Genomic DNA, 15,704 nt, shown 5'->3' with positions numbered 1-15,704 from the left:
GCATAGAAACGGTTGCTAAAAATAACAGATAAAAACAAAGCCTGTGTCCCCTTGCTACATAAGTAGTTTGATATCCTCGTTCATTAATTTCTGAAAATATCTTAATTTTTTAATACCTTCTTGCGTCTATGCTACTTTGTGTTACAATGTAGTTGAAGGAAGTACCTTGTGTAACAAAGTAGAGGTGATTGCATGTATGACAAAACACAGCTGATGCGTGGGAGTCTGGAAGGATGTATTCTCAAGATTATCGAAAAGCAAACAACATATGGCTATGAGATTTTAATGGGCATGAAAGAAGCCGGCTGGATAGATGTCAGTGAAGGTACCTTGTATCCCATATTATTGCGCTTAGAAAAACAACATTATATCAAGGCTGAGAAAAAAGCATCACCGCTAGGTCCTAAACGTAAGTATTATCAGATTACAGAAGCAGGCAAAATGTATTTAGCTGAATTTTACGAAAATTGGCAAATTCTAGAACATACCATGCATGTATTATTCGATGATAGAAAAGATACGTAATAATATAATGCATAATGTTTATGCAGGTGGTACAAGAGCATAATCGAAAGGAGTGAACACGATGAAAGATACAGGAAACTTAAACAAGGAATATCGTAAAGTTTATCAAACAATGTGTGAGTATCTATATACAAAAAACATAAACAAACTCATTCGTAAAGATATCTTAGCAGACATTTTAGCAATCGCCGAAGAAGGACAACTGCGTGGAGCTTCACCACATGAAACCTTTGGCGATTATGAAAGTTTCTGTGATGAGGTATCAAAAAATGCCATTGCGGAAACAAAGTTAGAAACAATTTCTTTATACCTAGGTGCCTTTCTTATGTTATTTAGTTTAAGCTTCTTAAAAGAATTACTTTTTTCCTTACAAACGACCCTACAACTTGGCTATCTGCTTTATGACAGAGCAGACTTCTGTATGTACTTCACAGATTTCTTAATGATAACTTTAGTTATGTATATCTATCAAAGATATGCTTTCCATCTACCTAAAATGCGTATTCTTATCATAATTATAGGCTTTATTGTTATTGATGGCGGTATGTATTTAATAGCTCCTTATCTCCTGCCAGCTAAGATGCATATTCCTTTATTATTTATTGGTTGTATTTGTTTCATTTGTGTAATCATGCTAAGTTTGTCTTACTGGCTGCGGCATAAGCATTATCAACAGTTTCTTAACTACAAGAGTACATCAGGAGGTGAGAATGATATTTTACAAAAATAAATTAGATGAGCGTGGTCTTAATAGCGATTATCTAACAACCTTCCATTTAATGAAAGATTATTTAACTAGCAAGCATATTAATCGTTTGGTTTTGTATGACATTCTAGAAGATATTCTTGTGATGGCTTTGGATAATCAACAGCGCAATTTAAAGCCTAAAGAAGTTTTTGGAGATTACCAACAGTTCTGTGATGAGATTTCCCGCAATGCCGTAAAAGAAACAACGATAGAAAAAGTAGGTTTATATGGCGGACTGCTATGCATTTTTATCACACTTCTTTTCCTAATCGGAATCTTCAATAACCATGGTGAGATACGTTTTACTGCAGATGAACTTATACGCTATATTTTGACATTTATAGGTATCCCTATGACCAAATCAACCGTTTATCCTTTCGTTTAGAATTTGGTCGTTACGCCATTATGATACCCCTCTATGCTTTACTAATTTGTATAATGCCTCCTATGTTATCGCCTTATTTGCCTCATTCTATTATAATTCCTATAGTTTTTATTGGCATATGTATTCTCTTAACACCTATTTTGTTATACCTGTACTTTCATACACAGCATAAGAATTACTTTTCCTATAAAGAAGCAGCATAAAAACGGAGGTGTCTTTATGAAAAATAAAGTAAAAGATCTGCACCACGATTATAAAAAAGTATATACAAAGATTGCTCGTAATTTATCCTCTCGTCATATCAGCAATACTGTATTCCGTGATATTCTTGACGATGTGCTCGCCTTAGCCTTGGATAATCAACAACGTGACATCCCAACAGAAGAAGCTTTCGGTGATCTTGAAGAGTTCTGCAATCAAATCAGCGAAAATGCTGTAAAAGAAACCATGCTAGAACATATTTTGCGTTTATTATACATCTTTTCCGGTGCTATCTTCATCTTCTTTATCATGATCTTGCTTTTGTCTTTGATAGGTCTTGATGATACGACATCTATTTCTTTCACACACTATACATTTACCTTTACTGTAAATGATTTCTGTACCGCTCTTGCCGTATCTGCTGCCATTTTATTAGCTGATTTTGCACAAGGCCGCACTGTTTTGCGTTTTAAAGAATATAGTTGGATCATCTATATAATTATTTATGCTGTTTGCTATATAGGTATCATGCTTTGGGCAAATACACACTATACCGGAACTATCACCATCTCTTTCTTAGCGCTATGTATCATCTTATGTGTCATAGGTGCTATTTCAATTTTCTATCATATACTATGCCGCAAACAATTTAAGAAATATAAAGGCTTATGATATAGGCAGAAAGATTGCAATTCCGGCAAATTTCCCCTATGATATTGCTAAGTGAGGTGGCTATTATGAAAGTCTTATTTATTGAATATCCGAAATGCTCCACATGTCAAAAAGCGAAAAAGCACTTACTATCCCTTGGTGTCGAAGTAGAAGCGCGACACATTGTGGAAGATACCCCAAGTGTTGAAGAGTTAACCGCATGGTGGAAGCGCAGTGGACTTCCCTTGAAAAAATTCTTTAATACCAGTGGTAATTTATACAAAGAACTACATATGAAAGAACGTCTTCCTTTGATGAGCGAGGAAGAACAATTGAAATTGCTGAGTGAGCATGGCATGTTAATCAAACGTCCGCTTCTTGTAACAGAGCAAGTTGTTCTTGTTGGCTTTAAAGAAGAGAATTACACAAACTTATGTTCACAGTCTTGATTTTATGATATATTTAAAGAAAGTATATTGAGGTGATTGCATGAAATTAGGGGAATCTTTAGAAGATTATTTAGAAACATTGCTGATATTGGAAGAAACCGGAAAAATTCGCTGTGTGGATGTCGCAAGTCGCATGCATGTATCCAAACCCAGTGTAAACAAAGCCATGAATGTGTTAAAAGAAAAAGGGTATGTCTTACAAGAAAGCTATGGAGATATTCATCTCACCGATGCCGGAAGAGATTTGGCAAAAAGTATTTATTTGCGTCATGAAACCATCAGCGGTTTTTTACAAGATGTACTTGGTGTCAGTGCTGAAAATGCTGATGAGGATGCCTGTCACATTGAACATGTCATCAGTGAGGAGACCTTTCAAAAACTGATGGATTTTAAAAACAAATATGCGAAATAAGCTGAAGAAACATCAACATCATTGCTGACTTCCTTCAGTTTTTTTATGACTTTTTTATAATCAGCCGCATAACCCTTATATGAATACCTTGTACAGATTCTTTATCCATCATGATCTACATCTTTTTCATAACTCTACTAACAGTCGATTGATTATAAAAGCATGACACTGTAAGATATAGCCAGGAGGTGTATGTATGGATCAGATAAATAATGAAAAAGTCGGTTCGTATATAAGTGAATTAAGAAAAGCAAAAAAGCTTACACAAAAAGATTTAGCTGACAAGTTGTATGTATCAGATAAAACCGTAAGTAAATGGGAGCGTGGAGTAAGCATGCCCAGCATACCCTTGCTTATGCCCCTAGCAAATTTATTTGATTTCACTGTTACTGAACTACTAAAAGGTGAGCATCAGAATATCGAATCCTTGAAGCCATGCGATATTCATGCATACGATCACGTCATCTATCACACGCTACAACGGCATCGAAAACATTGGATCATCGCATATTTCCTATGCATCATCATCTTTTTCTTTGAAATTATCATGTTTACTATGGCAGATATCTCGATATCAGACTTACAAAGCAGCATAACTACTAGTGTTATCATCTTATTATTAGGAGGATATTTTTGTTTTCTTACCCCAAAGGTATTACCTTCCTATTACGATTCAAATAAGATTCATTATGTTATGCATGGTATTTTCAGAATACATTGTACCGGTTTATCTTTCCATAATGGGAATTGGCCATATATCTGTACCACAATTAAGAGTTGGGCACTGCTATCTGCTGATGTATTCATTCTCATCCACGGTATATGTATAAAATTATATGGTTCAACAGTTACAAGCAACATACAGGGCGTTTTACTAACCTTTCTTTTTTGTAGCTTAATACTTGCTATATATTATATAGGTAAAAAGTATGAATGATATAAAGAGTAGAAATACCTTTAAACTTTCCATTGTCAATATAAAATAAAGATAAGAAAATAGTATTTATCTAATAAATAAAATCTTCTTATCTTTTTTGTTTTTCAAAGTTCCTATAACCGCAATGTATTATAAAATAACCTTTGATAATTTCTTTCTAATTGCTCAGCCAACTCAGCTTCACTCATACCCTTTATTTCACATAAGCGTTGAAAGGTTACTTCAACATACATCGGCTCATTTTGTTTGCCGCGATGTGGATGCGGTGTAAGATATGGGCTGTCTGTTTCAACAAACAATCTGTCTACAGAAAGTTTTTCAGCAACCTCTGGAGCTCCTCTTGAATTTTTAAATGTCAATGGTCCGCCATAGGAAATATAAAAGCCTAATTTCATTGCCTCAACAGCTGTCTCATAACTTCCGCTGTAACAGTGGAAAATTCCTTGTAAAGGTCTGTGTTCTTTCAAGATGTCAAGCGTGTCCTTTGTGGCTTCTCGCATATGTATAAGAATCGGAATGTGGTATTTTTTCGCCATTTCAAGCTGACGTATAAAGCCTTTTATCTGATCTTCTCTTTTTACGTCATCCCAATGATAATCCAAACCTATTTCACCAAGTGCACACAACTCATGATGCTGTAATAAGCTTTCCAATCGTACATAATCTTTTTCTTCAAATTTATATAGATCATTGGGATGAAAGCCTAACGCAATATCAAAGATTGCAGGATGTTGCTTTTTTAAACTTTTTGCACGTTCAAATTCTTTAAAATTCGTACAAACAATCAGCATTCTTCCTACATGATGCCTTTTTGCATTTTCAATCACATCATCAATGCGTTCAAATAGATCATCACATGTGATATGACAATGAGTATCTGTTAATGTATAGTCCATACTTTTCACCTTCTTTTTAAGAATCTGCTTCTGTAACCAGTCGATTAAAAACCATCCTATATTTACTTACCTAAACAGAAATTAGCAAATAATGTGTCTAATAAATCTTCTCGATGTACTTCTCCTAATATTTCTTTTAATGCCGTATAAGCTTCCTGTATATCGATTTCTACCACATCAAGTTCAAGTCCCATCGCAATCGCATCAACAGCTGACAGCATACTTTTTTTGGCTTTCATCATTTGTGATATTTGTCGTTCATTCGCTAATACGGGCTCTTCTATAACAATTTTATGACTGTCAAATAATCGATGTACTTCATGTATTAACGGTTCAATTTCATGATGTTGAGCAGAAATGCATATGCCTTCTATATGTTGATTAAGATCTTTTTTATTATATACAATAATTCTTGTCTTATTTTCAGTCATTTGCATCAGTTGCTGATCTTCTTCATCCAATGGACGACTGGCATCTAAAACTAAAATAATTAATTGTGCATCTTCGATAGCTTTCATACTTCTTTCGATACCGATTTTTTCAACAACATCTTCTGTTTCACGAATTCCCGCTGTATCTATCAAATTCAAAGTCAAACCACCCAAGTGAATATGACCTTCCACAATATCTCTGGTGGTTCCTGCTATTTCGGTAACAATTGCTTTATCTTCTTCCAGAAGGGCATTTAACAAGCTGCTTTTCCCAACATTTGGTTTTCCGATAATCGCTGTTTTGATACCTTCTTTCATCATTTGTCCACTTTCAGCACGTTCTAATAATTGATCAATTTGTGAAAGCCATTTTTGAATCTTAGGAAGTATCACTTCATTGCTCAACATCTCAACATCATCATATTCAGGGTAATCGATATTCACTTCTATATTCGCGATAATATCTAAAATATTTTTAATGAATGGCTCTAATAATTTTTTTACACTTCCGCGAATCCCATGCATTGCTAATTTCCGACTCTCATTAGAATCCGCAAGAATCATATCGTTAATAGCTTCTGCCTGTGTCAAATCAATTCGGCCATTTAAAAATGCTCTGCGCGTGAATTCTCCCGGCTCTGCTAAGCGTGCCCCCTGCATCAGACAAAGTTGCAGAATCTTTTTTGTCACATAACGGCCGCCATGGCAATTGATCTCTACGATATCCTCTCTTGTAAATGTTTTAGGAGCACGAAAAACCGATACTAACACCTCATCAATTTCCTCTTTTGTAATAGGGTCTAGGATAAAACCATAACTGATTGTATGACTTTTTTTTGATGTCAGATCGATCGAACATAAGGAATCAACAATTTGAATGGCCGCATCACCACTCATTCGTATGATCGAGATGGCGCCATCTACAGCTGCTGTTGAAATTGCCGCAATGGTATCTTGTAACATGTATAAACACCTGCCGTTTCTAACGTATATTGTATCATGTATATCACCATTTTTCCTATTCGTTTACCATCTTTTTCGCAGATAACGCATAAATTGTATGCTTTTGTAGATGCTTTGGGAAAAACAAGAAAATAACGCATAGCTGATATACACTACACTTTTCTTTCAAGCATCCTATTTTTGTAAAAGCGGCATTTCTGTTTTGTTACCATTTCTTAGTGCTTAATGAAACGTAAGAATTTTATGTAGTAAAAACGCTTGAAAACAGGTATAATAAATATGCTTATCATTACAAGAAAGGGCTGAAAACATGGCAAAAAAAAGCACGAATAAAAAGGCGTTCTATAAAAAGCCTGAATTTTATTTCATATTGATATATGCCGTACTTACTTTAGCATTTATCGTTCAAGCATTTACAATTAATCTGATTCCTATGAAATATTTTATGATACTTGCTGTATTGCTTCTGTTACTATTATTGGCAATGTATTATTTACAGATGGGTAAAAGAGTAAATCGATTTAACCGAGCTTTAGGAAAAGTTCTCATCGTTATTCTTTCCTTATTATTAGCTGTAGGTAATTGGTATATATTTAAAACAAGTGATGCTTTCTCAAAAATGACAGGTAGTGATACCGATGTATCTATCCTATCCGTTGTTGTTATGAAAGATAGCAAAATGAAAGAAATCAATGACTTAAAGGATAAGAAACTTGGCACAATCTCTATTGGTGATTCAGAAACCCAAAATAAGGCATTGACAGATATTGAAAAAGATTTAGGATCTAAGCCAGTTACCATTAGCTATTCTTCTTATAAGAAATATGGTGATGACTTATACAATGGAAATGTGGACGCAATCTTAGTTAACGAAGGTTCTCGCGGGATGTTTGAAGAAGAACACTCTGATTTTAACAAAAAGACACGTGTCATTAAAGAATACCGATATGAGACCAAATCAAAAGCATTGGCAAAAGGTGTTGACGTTACCGAAGATCCATTTAATGTGTATATTACCGGTATTGATACTTATGGTTCTATCGCTACTGTATCGCGTTCCGATGTTAATATGATCGTATCTATTAACCCTAAAACACATCAGATTTTAATGACCGGTGTACCTCGTGATTTCTATATTCCTCAGGTATGTCAAGATAATCAGCTTGATAAATTGACCCATACAGGTATCTTTGGTGTTGATTGTACTTTGAAATCAGTTGAGAACTTTATGGATATCAAATTAAATTATTATGCACGTGTAAATTTCTCAAGTTTAATTAATATTGTCGATGCATTAGGTGGTATCACAGTAAATTCTCCATTTGCCTTTACGACAAATAACGGATATCAAATCAATGTCGGTGAGAATAATTTGAGTGGTGAAGCAGCCCTTGGCTTTGTTCGTGAACGTTATTCATTAGCTGACGGTGATCGTGAACGTAGCCGTAATCAAATGCGCGCTTTGACAGCTATTATCAACAAAGCCTTATCCCCTACGATTATCACAAACTATACAGGTATTATGAGTGCTGTAAGCGGCAGCTTCCAGACAAATATGTCACAAAGTGAAATGACAGCATTTGTAAAAGCACAGTTGAATGATATGAGTGGCTGGGATATCAAGCAAATTCAAGTGAGTGGCCGCGGCGCAACCAAGTGGACACCGGCTAATGGATTTAATGCCTATGTTATGGTACCAAATGAAGCCTGTGTAACGAATGCTATTAAGTTAATTAAAAAGATAGATAAAGGTGAAACCATTACACAAGCAGATATTGATCATCAAAATGAGCTTGTTTCAAAAGCCGGATAATACTATCTGTTATAGGGAAGTTTCGTCTTTATCGTTTCTTCGAAAAGACATCATGACGTATCCCAATTATTAGTAGCGATAGTTCTTATCTTTCAAATGAAGGAAGTAATCTTATCTTAAAGAATAAAGTAATCTCAATAGAAAAGAAGAAGTTTGTAAACCTGTTGGATATGATTTCATTCAGTATCCATAACCTGCAACCTTCTTCTTTTTTTCTTCCATCGTGTAATGAATTTGCCTTTAATTTGCAATATGATGATGAAAAACCGGCGTTGTATCATCGATGATCCGGAATTCAAAGCCTTGTTGTATATAACTGTTTAACAGCGTAGGCAAAGCCTCAACAGTAGCTTTATTGGCACCTCCATCATGCATAAGCATCATGACCGTATCCTGATTTCTTACTTCTTTTAGCCCTGTGTTTATCAAAGAATCCACGCTTGTATAACAATTTCCATCGCCATTCGAAGCATTCCAGTCATAATAGTGATACCCATGTTCCTCAACTTTTTTAGCTAATTTACTCATAATCTTAGAGGCATATTTCCGTGAGACTGTATTACTGACACCACCTGGAAAACGTAGAATTTTTGTCCTTTTACCTGTTTGTTTCTCAATGATATCGTTCATTTTTTCAACATCTTTAAAATAACCATCTACACTTGTATAAATTGTTTTATAGTCATGTGCATATGTATGAACTCCTATCGCATGGCCTCTTTTCACCTCTTCTTTAATCATATTTATATGATCTGGGCTTTCTGCTGTTACGAAAAAGGTTGCTTTCACATGGAAACGATCTAGAATATCTAATATTTCTTGCGTATTCTGACTTGGACCATCATCAAAGGTAAGATACATCACTTTTTTCTTCTCGCTGCTTACCTTAATCAATTCAGCAGATGGCAAGACGGATGCCATCATCGCAATTACTAGCAAAAAACCACAACAACACAAAAACACACGCTTTGCTAATTGCTTATCCATACAATCACCTCATGAGTTATTGTTCCCCGAGGTGTTAACTTTATTTGCGATGGCAGATTCTTTTCGTAAACTGCCTCGACTTACCGAATGTAATGCCATGCATAATTTAAATACCTCAGCAGATTCTACTCTGATGTACTTTCTTGTGAATTCAAAGAATTATAATGTTTCTTCCTTTCTGAAATTACATTTCTATAGTAAAATAAAAGACAAGGAGGGATAGTATGCAAATTGATTCATCTCTTATTCATGCCTTTTTACATGATTTACCTATGGAACAAAGCAGCGGATATTCCTATGTATCTGGCTTTCAACAACCAGATAGCAAACGTAAAGATGTCGTTTCCGCATTATTAAGTGAACTGGAAACGATTGTCGAGGAATTCCCGGTATTTAATCAAGATATCTGGTTAAGCTTATTTTCCGATATGGATGAGCTTCTTGCTTCATTAACCATCATACCGGTTGTCGGAAGTACCTCAGCCCCAATGCGTACCGAAGTTTTCAAGCATAACGTTATCATTTTAGATCTGATTCATATTGCTGATTATACAAGAATCCTCTCTCAAATGACTTATATCATGCAAAATTATATCACTTTGGAAATAACCAAGCTTTGTATACGTCATCGTTACCCTTTGTCAACTCACCATTATCTTGACATGCTAGATGATATGACATTTACTCATGGGCTGGCTAATTGGTTAGCCTGGAATCGCAATTGTAAAGAGTATAAATTTCAAGATGTCCGCTATGAGCCTCACAAAGAAAAAGCATTTGGCATGTTGGCACAAGCTATTACAATTGAAAATAAAGCTTTGCAGCATACCGTATTGCATAAAGCATTACATAGTGACTTTTGGAATCAATTCACGGCAGTAGCCGGTATGTTTTATTTTGATGATGTTTATCATGATATAGGAAAAGATGGTATCTTATTGCTTTATCGACATGGGCCTAAACATTTTATTCACACCATTTTTCATACAAACGATAAATAGAACATACGTTTCTTAAAAAGCTAAGTACCATGAGTTATCAAGAAAAGTTTAATGAATTATAATGAAGTTTGTTGAATTATAAAGAAAATTTCGATGATTTACAAATAAGTTTAATGAATTATAAAGAAGTATGTTAAATTATGAAATAAAGTTTAATAAGTTATAAGAATAGAAAAGCAATAAAATATCCTTTATAAAGACTTATATAAGAAAAGAGTCGTGACACTACACGGTATCTCTCACATTTGCCACTTCATTTGTGAGAATACATTCGTATATGCCTTGACTCTTTTTTAATAAATATTTTATGATATTTAATAATTGTTAGGAGATGCCTCTTCAGGAGAGCCATGTTGCTGTTCTGCCTTGATTTCAAAATGAATCATCAATGACAACAGTGCTCTTAGAAGAATGATCGCACCTAAAATGAGGATTTCATTTAGACTGCGGACAAGAACCGTCTTTAAAATTTCGGCTCCCATCTTAAATTCCAGTCCCAATGCCAGAGCATTTGCTAATTCGATACGTATCGGGTATCGTTTCTTTGTCAGAAAAGCCTTACTATAATGATAGAAAGCCTTAACCGAACCGAAGGTGATTACTGCAATCCCAATCAGTTCCAGTAAAGAAATAATTTCTGGCAGGAATTGTGCAACGATATGTTCCAGCATATAAATTCCTTTCTATGTATTTTTTTATTCAGCGTAACGGGAAACAATTGGACTTACCGGGCGGTTTTCTTCAATTGCCTTAATGACATCACCAAGTACCGGTCCAACAGATAATACTTTCATTTCTGGATACTGAGCAGCTTTTTCATCTTGTGCAATTGTATTTGTACAGATGAAACCTGCTAAATTACTTGCTTTTAAACGATCAATTGCTGGTCCGCTTAATACCCCATGTACACAAGATGCGTATACAGCGGTAGCACCCTTTTCATACAACATGTTAATACCTGCTGTTAATGTTCCGGCAGTATCTACAATGTCATCTACCATGATGGCAACCTTACCATTTACATCACCAATGATATTCATCGCTTCTGCCACATTTGGTTTTGGACGACGTTTATCGATAATAGCCAATGGTGCATGCAGAATCTCCGCTAACTTACGCGCACGCGTAGTTCCTCCATGGTCCGGAGATACAACAACTACATCCTGCAGATTTAATTCCTTGAAATATTTACCGATGATTGGTATTGCTGAAATATCATCCGCCGGAATATCGAAGAATCCCTGAATCTGTGTAGCATGAAGTTCCATTGTGATTACACGGTTAGCTCCTGCTCTTTCAAGTAAATCAGCAACTAACTTTGAGGTGATTGGCTGTCTTGGTTTTGCCTTACGATCCTGACGTGCATAGCCAAAGTATGGCATTACGACAGAAATATGTCCGGCGCTGGCACGTTTGCAGGCATCAATAGCAATCAACACCTCCATGATGTTACTGGAAACCGGTGCGCAGGTAGACTGTACGATAAAGACATTCTTACCACGTACAGATTCCCCAAGTTCAACCATGATTTCTCCATCGGAGAAGTGTTTTACATCACACTGTCCCAGAGGAATACCCAGTTGACTGACGATTTCATTTGCCAGACCCACACTGGATGTTAACGCAAATACTACTGTTTTGTTTTCCATTGTTCCCTATTCCTTTCCTATTTGTTCTTATACTTTGATCCATAACCTTTCTTTATGGACTGACGAGAGCGGGCAATTCCCATATCACCATCATCTACTGAATCAGTAATTGTAGAACCTGCCGCAAGCAAAGCGTTTTCGCCAATGGTCACAGGCGCAATCAGATTACAATTGCTGCCAATAAATGCACCATCTTTAATCGTCGTGCGATATTTGTTCTTACCATCGTAATTGACGGTCACAACACCACAGCCAAAGTTGACACGCTCGCCAACATCACTGTCTCCCACATACGTTAAGTGCGCACATTTACTTCCATTGCCAAAGTGTGAGTTTTTAAATTCCACAAAATTTCCAATACGACAATTCTCACCAATTTCCGTATTGTTTCTTAAATGTGACATAGGACCGATTGTTGTCTTAGCCCCTACCTTACTTTCAACAATTTTGCTGCTATCAATGGTCACACCATCTTCAATAAGCGCATTGCGCAAGAAAGAATTCGGTAAAATTGTCACATGGGAACCTATCTTAGTGTTTCCCTGTAGATGCACATTGGGATAAATCGTTGTATCCTCTCCGATTTCCACATCAGCATCAATATAGGTGTTGTCTGGATCCAGAATGGTCACACCATTTAACATGTGTTTATGATTAATGTGCTTTTTCATCCAGCTATTGGCTTTTGCTAAATCAACACGATCATTCACACCCATGGTTTCCTCTGCATCATCTACGATCATCGCATTTACCTTTTCATTATGCTTATGAAAAATTTCTACCAGATCTGTTAAATAATACTCATTCTGGGCATTGTTGGTGGTGATTTCTTTTAAACCATCAAACAGCTTGCTGGTCTTGAAACAGAAAATTCCAGTATTGATTTCTTTAATGGCTAATTCCTCAGCACTGCAATCTTTTGCTTCAACGATTTTTTCAACCATACCATCACGATTACGTACTATACGTCCATAACGCTCACCATCCGCTAATACGCTAGTCAATACGGTACATGCATAGTTTTGATTCGCCGCAAATGCTTTCAGAATTGTTTCTTTCTGAATACAAGGTCCATCCCCATTTACGATAATGGTATCGCCGTCTTCTTCAGCTAATGCCTTAGCTTGCATGACAGCATGCCCGGTACCCAACTGCGGTTCCTGTAATGCATATTCTACGTCATCTTGTAAATACTCCTTGACGCTATTTGCTCCATGTCCGACAACAACAATGATTCGATCAACCTCGGCAGCCCTTAATGCCGCGATAATATGTCCGATCATCGGTTTATTTAACACCGGATGCATGACTTTACATAGTGAGGATTTCATTCTGGTACCTTTACCAGCCGCTAATACTATTGCAGATTTCATAAAAAAATTACCTCCATTCCTATTTTATCAAAAAAGCCAAGTAAAAAAAAGGTATATCGCCTATTTCCTACCCAATTTCCGTTGTTTTCCATATGTTTACGAATGTGTACTTCACCATGAAGATTAAATGTGGCAATGTTCCTTAACCTATGATACCATGTAGACATAAGGCAGGTTGATAAATTTATGAACGATAAAATGCTATTTCTTTTTGATGTTGATGGTACACTCATTGATACAGAAACCCATCAAATTCCCCTTTCTACAATCACAGCCTTACAACAGCTGCATAAACAAGGGCATTTACTGGGAATATCAACAGGACGTTCTTTGCCATCATTGAAGAATGGCGGTTTTGCTTCCTTAATTGATTGGGATTTTTTCTTATGTAACAATGGTCAGGCAATCTTTAATAAAAAACAAGAAATCTTACATCTCGCCTGTATTCCTCAAGCGAGTGTTGAAAAGTGTATGCAGGTGGCACATGCCCAACAAAATCCTATATTGATAATTCATGGAGAAGGTGAATATCTTACTGCTGCGCCTAATGAGCTGGTTTATCAGGCATTGGATTTTTTTAAAGAACTTGTTCCAGAAGTTAAGCCTTATGATGGACAACCTGTCATCATGATGATCGCTTACGGTCCCTTACAATACGATTATGCATCTTATCATGAAATTGATGGTATACATATTATTCCCGGATTATCCACGTATGCCGACATCGTATTAAAAGATTATCATAAATATAAAGGCATCCAATACTTGTTAAAACATCTGCAAATGGATTCCTACATTGCCTTTGGGGATAGTTTAAACGATGTAGAAATGTTGACACATGCTGCCATAGGCATTGCTATGGGAAATGCTCATGAAGATGTAAAAGCAATCGCTGATTATGTAACGACAAAGGTTAGTGAAGATGGTATCCTGCAAGCATTAACTTCCTTACATTTTTTGTAATTTTAATTCAAGTAAGCCTTAATTTTAAGTAGTAACTGTTTTCTTATGCTATTTATGATAATATTCTAATGATCACATCACGGTGAAACATGATACAAAAAAAGAATCCTTGGCAATTCATTCACGCAATGATTTACTGAAATAGGTTTGAATATTATCTCTTTCAAGTAATCTCATGCTTAGAACTTGCTGATGATTCTTTTTCTTTATTCACTTCATATCCTAGTTGTATAAGATTTCCAAAAGCCGATAGGAATGTATTTCATCTGATACTAACATTTCCATATAAAGGATCCTCATTCATCATCTCATGCTTTTGGTAAACCATCCATTGATAAAGGGAACACAAGCTGTACTATAAAAATGTCTTCTACCTCCTGAATCACTAAAGTAGCATTCATGTAAGACAGCATTTTTCGTACACTCTTTAATCCGATATGAGAACTTTCTTCTTTTGAAATATCCTCTTTCTTATCATTTTTAATACACATGCATAACTGCTTTTCTTCACAGCGTAAACTTATTTCCACTTGTGATGACCCATATTTGCGGATATTTGATAATAAATTATCGAATATTCTTTTTAACAAACTCGTTTCAGCCATAATCTTAAATGGTTTTGCGTCAATAAGCAGCTGAATCTCAAAACCACTGTCAATCAATTCATTGCCAAAGGCCTCGAGCATCACATTTACCTGATCTTGATCCATCAGCTGCAATTGGATATTCTCATCCTGTGCATAGATTAGGAAATGCGTAAATAAACGATCAGACATATCTTTAATTTGATCAGCCTTTATTTTACACTTACGAATATATTCCGAACGCTCTTCTTCATTCTTATATATTTTCATGTCAAGAATATCAAGATAACCAAGGAGGGAGGTCAATGGCGTACGTAAATCATGACTCATCGCTGTAACCAAATCTTGATTTGCTTGTTTTGCTTCTTTTTCACTTCGCATGTTTTCATCTAATACAGAACGCAATTGGTTCAATTGAATTGCTAGATCTGTTAATTCATCTTTACCTTCATAAAGAATTGGATGTTGGAAATCTCCACTTTCTATCAGCTTCATTTCATCCCCTATTTTTAGGATGTAATTTATTTTACGGCGGATATAGCGCATGATCAGTAATAGAAATAGCATCACACAAAGCACAATAGCACCTATTACATACAGCTCCATAAACCAAACACCTTGATAAGAATACACGGTCAAATTATATGTACCATCAATAGGTGAGTGCTAATTTTTTGAGATTTTTTTTGCAAACCCTTTAAAATCAATGGTTTGCAGTATCTTATTTCTTTTGAAA

The 15,704-nt window shown here is 35.6% G+C and carries 17 protein-coding genes; 10 read left to right on the top strand and 7 right to left on the bottom strand.

Annotated elements, in window-relative coordinates:
• The first annotated feature begins 192 nt into the window (after positions 1–192).
• The 7 genes from AC1VS3_RS10640 (at position 193) to AC1VS3_RS10610 (ending at position 4,308) form a co-directional block, all read left to right on the top strand.
• On the top strand, positions 193–525 hold the full coding sequence (locus tag AC1VS3_RS10640; protein WP_008690291.1) for a PadR family transcriptional regulator: 333 nt from the start codon (positions 193–195) through the stop codon (positions 523–525).
• 61 nt (positions 526–586) lie between these two features.
• Positions 587–1,255, top strand: a complete 669-nt coding sequence (locus AC1VS3_RS10635; RefSeq protein ID WP_008690290.1) for a hypothetical protein — start codon at positions 587–589, stop codon at positions 1,253–1,255.
• Positions 1,236–1,658, top strand: coding sequence for a hypothetical protein (locus tag AC1VS3_RS10630; RefSeq protein WP_008690289.1), 423 nt, complete (start codon positions 1,236–1,238; stop codon positions 1,656–1,658). Before AC1VS3_RS10635 ends, AC1VS3_RS10630 begins: the two co-directional genes overlap by 20 nt.
• A gap of 219 nt (positions 1,659–1,877) precedes the next feature.
• Positions 1,878–2,531 (top strand): membrane protein, encoded by a 654-nt coding sequence (locus tag AC1VS3_RS10625; RefSeq protein WP_008690288.1) that lies wholly within the window; start codon positions 1,878–1,880, stop codon positions 2,529–2,531.
• 65 nt (positions 2,532–2,596) lie between these two features.
• On the top strand, positions 2,597–2,959 hold the full coding sequence (locus AC1VS3_RS10620) for an arsenate reductase family protein (RefSeq protein ID WP_008690286.1): 363 nt from the start codon (positions 2,597–2,599) through the stop codon (positions 2,957–2,959).
• A gap of 40 nt (positions 2,960–2,999) precedes the next feature.
• A complete protein-coding gene (locus AC1VS3_RS10615; protein WP_008690284.1) occupies positions 3,000–3,371 on the top strand; it encodes a metal-dependent transcriptional regulator in 372 nt (123 codons plus the stop codon).
• 196 nt (positions 3,372–3,567) lie between these two features.
• Positions 3,568–4,308: a helix-turn-helix domain-containing protein gene (locus AC1VS3_RS10610; protein ID WP_008690283.1), complete on the top strand. Its 741-nt coding sequence runs from the start codon at positions 3,568–3,570 to the stop codon at positions 4,306–4,308.
• Positions 4,309–4,421: 113 nt separating this feature from the next.
• On the opposite strand, the gene AC1VS3_RS10605 is transcribed toward AC1VS3_RS10610, so the two are convergent.
• Positions 4,422–5,204: a TatD family hydrolase gene (locus AC1VS3_RS10605; protein ID WP_008690282.1), complete on the bottom strand. Its 783-nt coding sequence runs from the start codon at positions 5,202–5,204 to the stop codon at positions 4,422–4,424.
• Positions 5,205–5,266: 62 nt separating this feature from the next.
• The gene (gene mnmE, locus AC1VS3_RS10600; RefSeq protein ID WP_008690281.1) at positions 5,267–6,598 is read right to left on the bottom strand and encodes a tRNA uridine-5-carboxymethylaminomethyl(34) synthesis GTPase MnmE; all 1,332 of its coding nucleotides are present in this window, start codon (positions 6,596–6,598) and stop codon (positions 5,267–5,269) included.
• Between the two features lie 310 nt (positions 6,599–6,908).
• Here mnmE and AC1VS3_RS10595 point away from each other — a divergent pair, with 310 nt between their 5' ends.
• Positions 6,909–8,411, top strand: coding sequence for an LCP family protein (locus AC1VS3_RS10595; protein ID WP_008690280.1), 1,503 nt, complete (start codon positions 6,909–6,911; stop codon positions 8,409–8,411).
• Between the two features lie 240 nt (positions 8,412–8,651).
• Here the strand turns inward: AC1VS3_RS10595 and AC1VS3_RS10590 are convergent, their stop codons facing one another.
• Positions 8,652–9,398 (bottom strand): polysaccharide deacetylase family protein, encoded by a 747-nt coding sequence (locus tag AC1VS3_RS10590; protein WP_008690279.1) that lies wholly within the window; start codon positions 9,396–9,398, stop codon positions 8,652–8,654.
• A gap of 224 nt (positions 9,399–9,622) precedes the next feature.
• Here AC1VS3_RS10590 and AC1VS3_RS10585 point away from each other — a divergent pair, with 224 nt between their 5' ends.
• On the top strand, positions 9,623–10,399 hold the full coding sequence (locus AC1VS3_RS10585) for a hypothetical protein (RefSeq protein WP_008690278.1): 777 nt from the start codon (positions 9,623–9,625) through the stop codon (positions 10,397–10,399).
• A gap of 314 nt (positions 10,400–10,713) precedes the next feature.
• On the opposite strand, the gene AC1VS3_RS10580 is transcribed toward AC1VS3_RS10585, so the two are convergent.
• Genes AC1VS3_RS10580 through glmU form a run of 3 tightly spaced genes read right to left on the bottom strand, consistent with a single transcriptional unit; the run spans position 10,714 to position 13,421 of the window.
• Positions 10,714–11,070, bottom strand: coding sequence for a DUF1622 domain-containing protein (locus tag AC1VS3_RS10580; RefSeq protein ID WP_008690277.1), 357 nt, complete (start codon positions 11,068–11,070; stop codon positions 10,714–10,716).
• Between the two features lie 24 nt (positions 11,071–11,094).
• Positions 11,095–12,048 carry a ribose-phosphate diphosphokinase gene (locus AC1VS3_RS10575; protein ID WP_008690275.1) on the bottom strand — a complete coding sequence of 318 codons (954 nt, stop codon included), beginning with the start codon at positions 12,046–12,048 and terminating at the stop codon, positions 11,095–11,097.
• A 17-nt stretch (positions 12,049–12,065) separates the two neighbouring features.
• Positions 12,066–13,421: a bifunctional UDP-N-acetylglucosamine diphosphorylase/glucosamine-1-phosphate N-acetyltransferase GlmU gene (glmU, locus tag AC1VS3_RS10570; protein WP_008690274.1), complete on the bottom strand. Its 1,356-nt coding sequence runs from the start codon at positions 13,419–13,421 to the stop codon at positions 12,066–12,068.
• Positions 13,422–13,607: 186 nt separating this feature from the next.
• Here glmU and AC1VS3_RS10565 point away from each other — a divergent pair, with 186 nt between their 5' ends.
• Positions 13,608–14,384, top strand: a complete 777-nt coding sequence (locus tag AC1VS3_RS10565; RefSeq protein ID WP_008690273.1) for a Cof-type HAD-IIB family hydrolase — start codon at positions 13,608–13,610, stop codon at positions 14,382–14,384.
• Positions 14,385–14,692: 308 nt separating this feature from the next.
• Here AC1VS3_RS10565 and AC1VS3_RS10560 read toward each other — a convergent pair whose 3' ends face one another.
• Positions 14,693–15,574 carry a sensor histidine kinase gene (locus AC1VS3_RS10560; protein WP_412305201.1) on the bottom strand — a complete coding sequence of 294 codons (882 nt, stop codon included), beginning with the start codon at positions 15,572–15,574 and terminating at the stop codon, positions 14,693–14,695.
• Between the last annotated feature and the right edge of the window lie 130 nt (positions 15,575–15,704).

Source organism: Longicatena sp., assembly GCF_982403165.1.
Note: the sequence above shows the minus strand (reverse complement) of the source record. Positions and strands in the feature narration are given on the sequence as shown.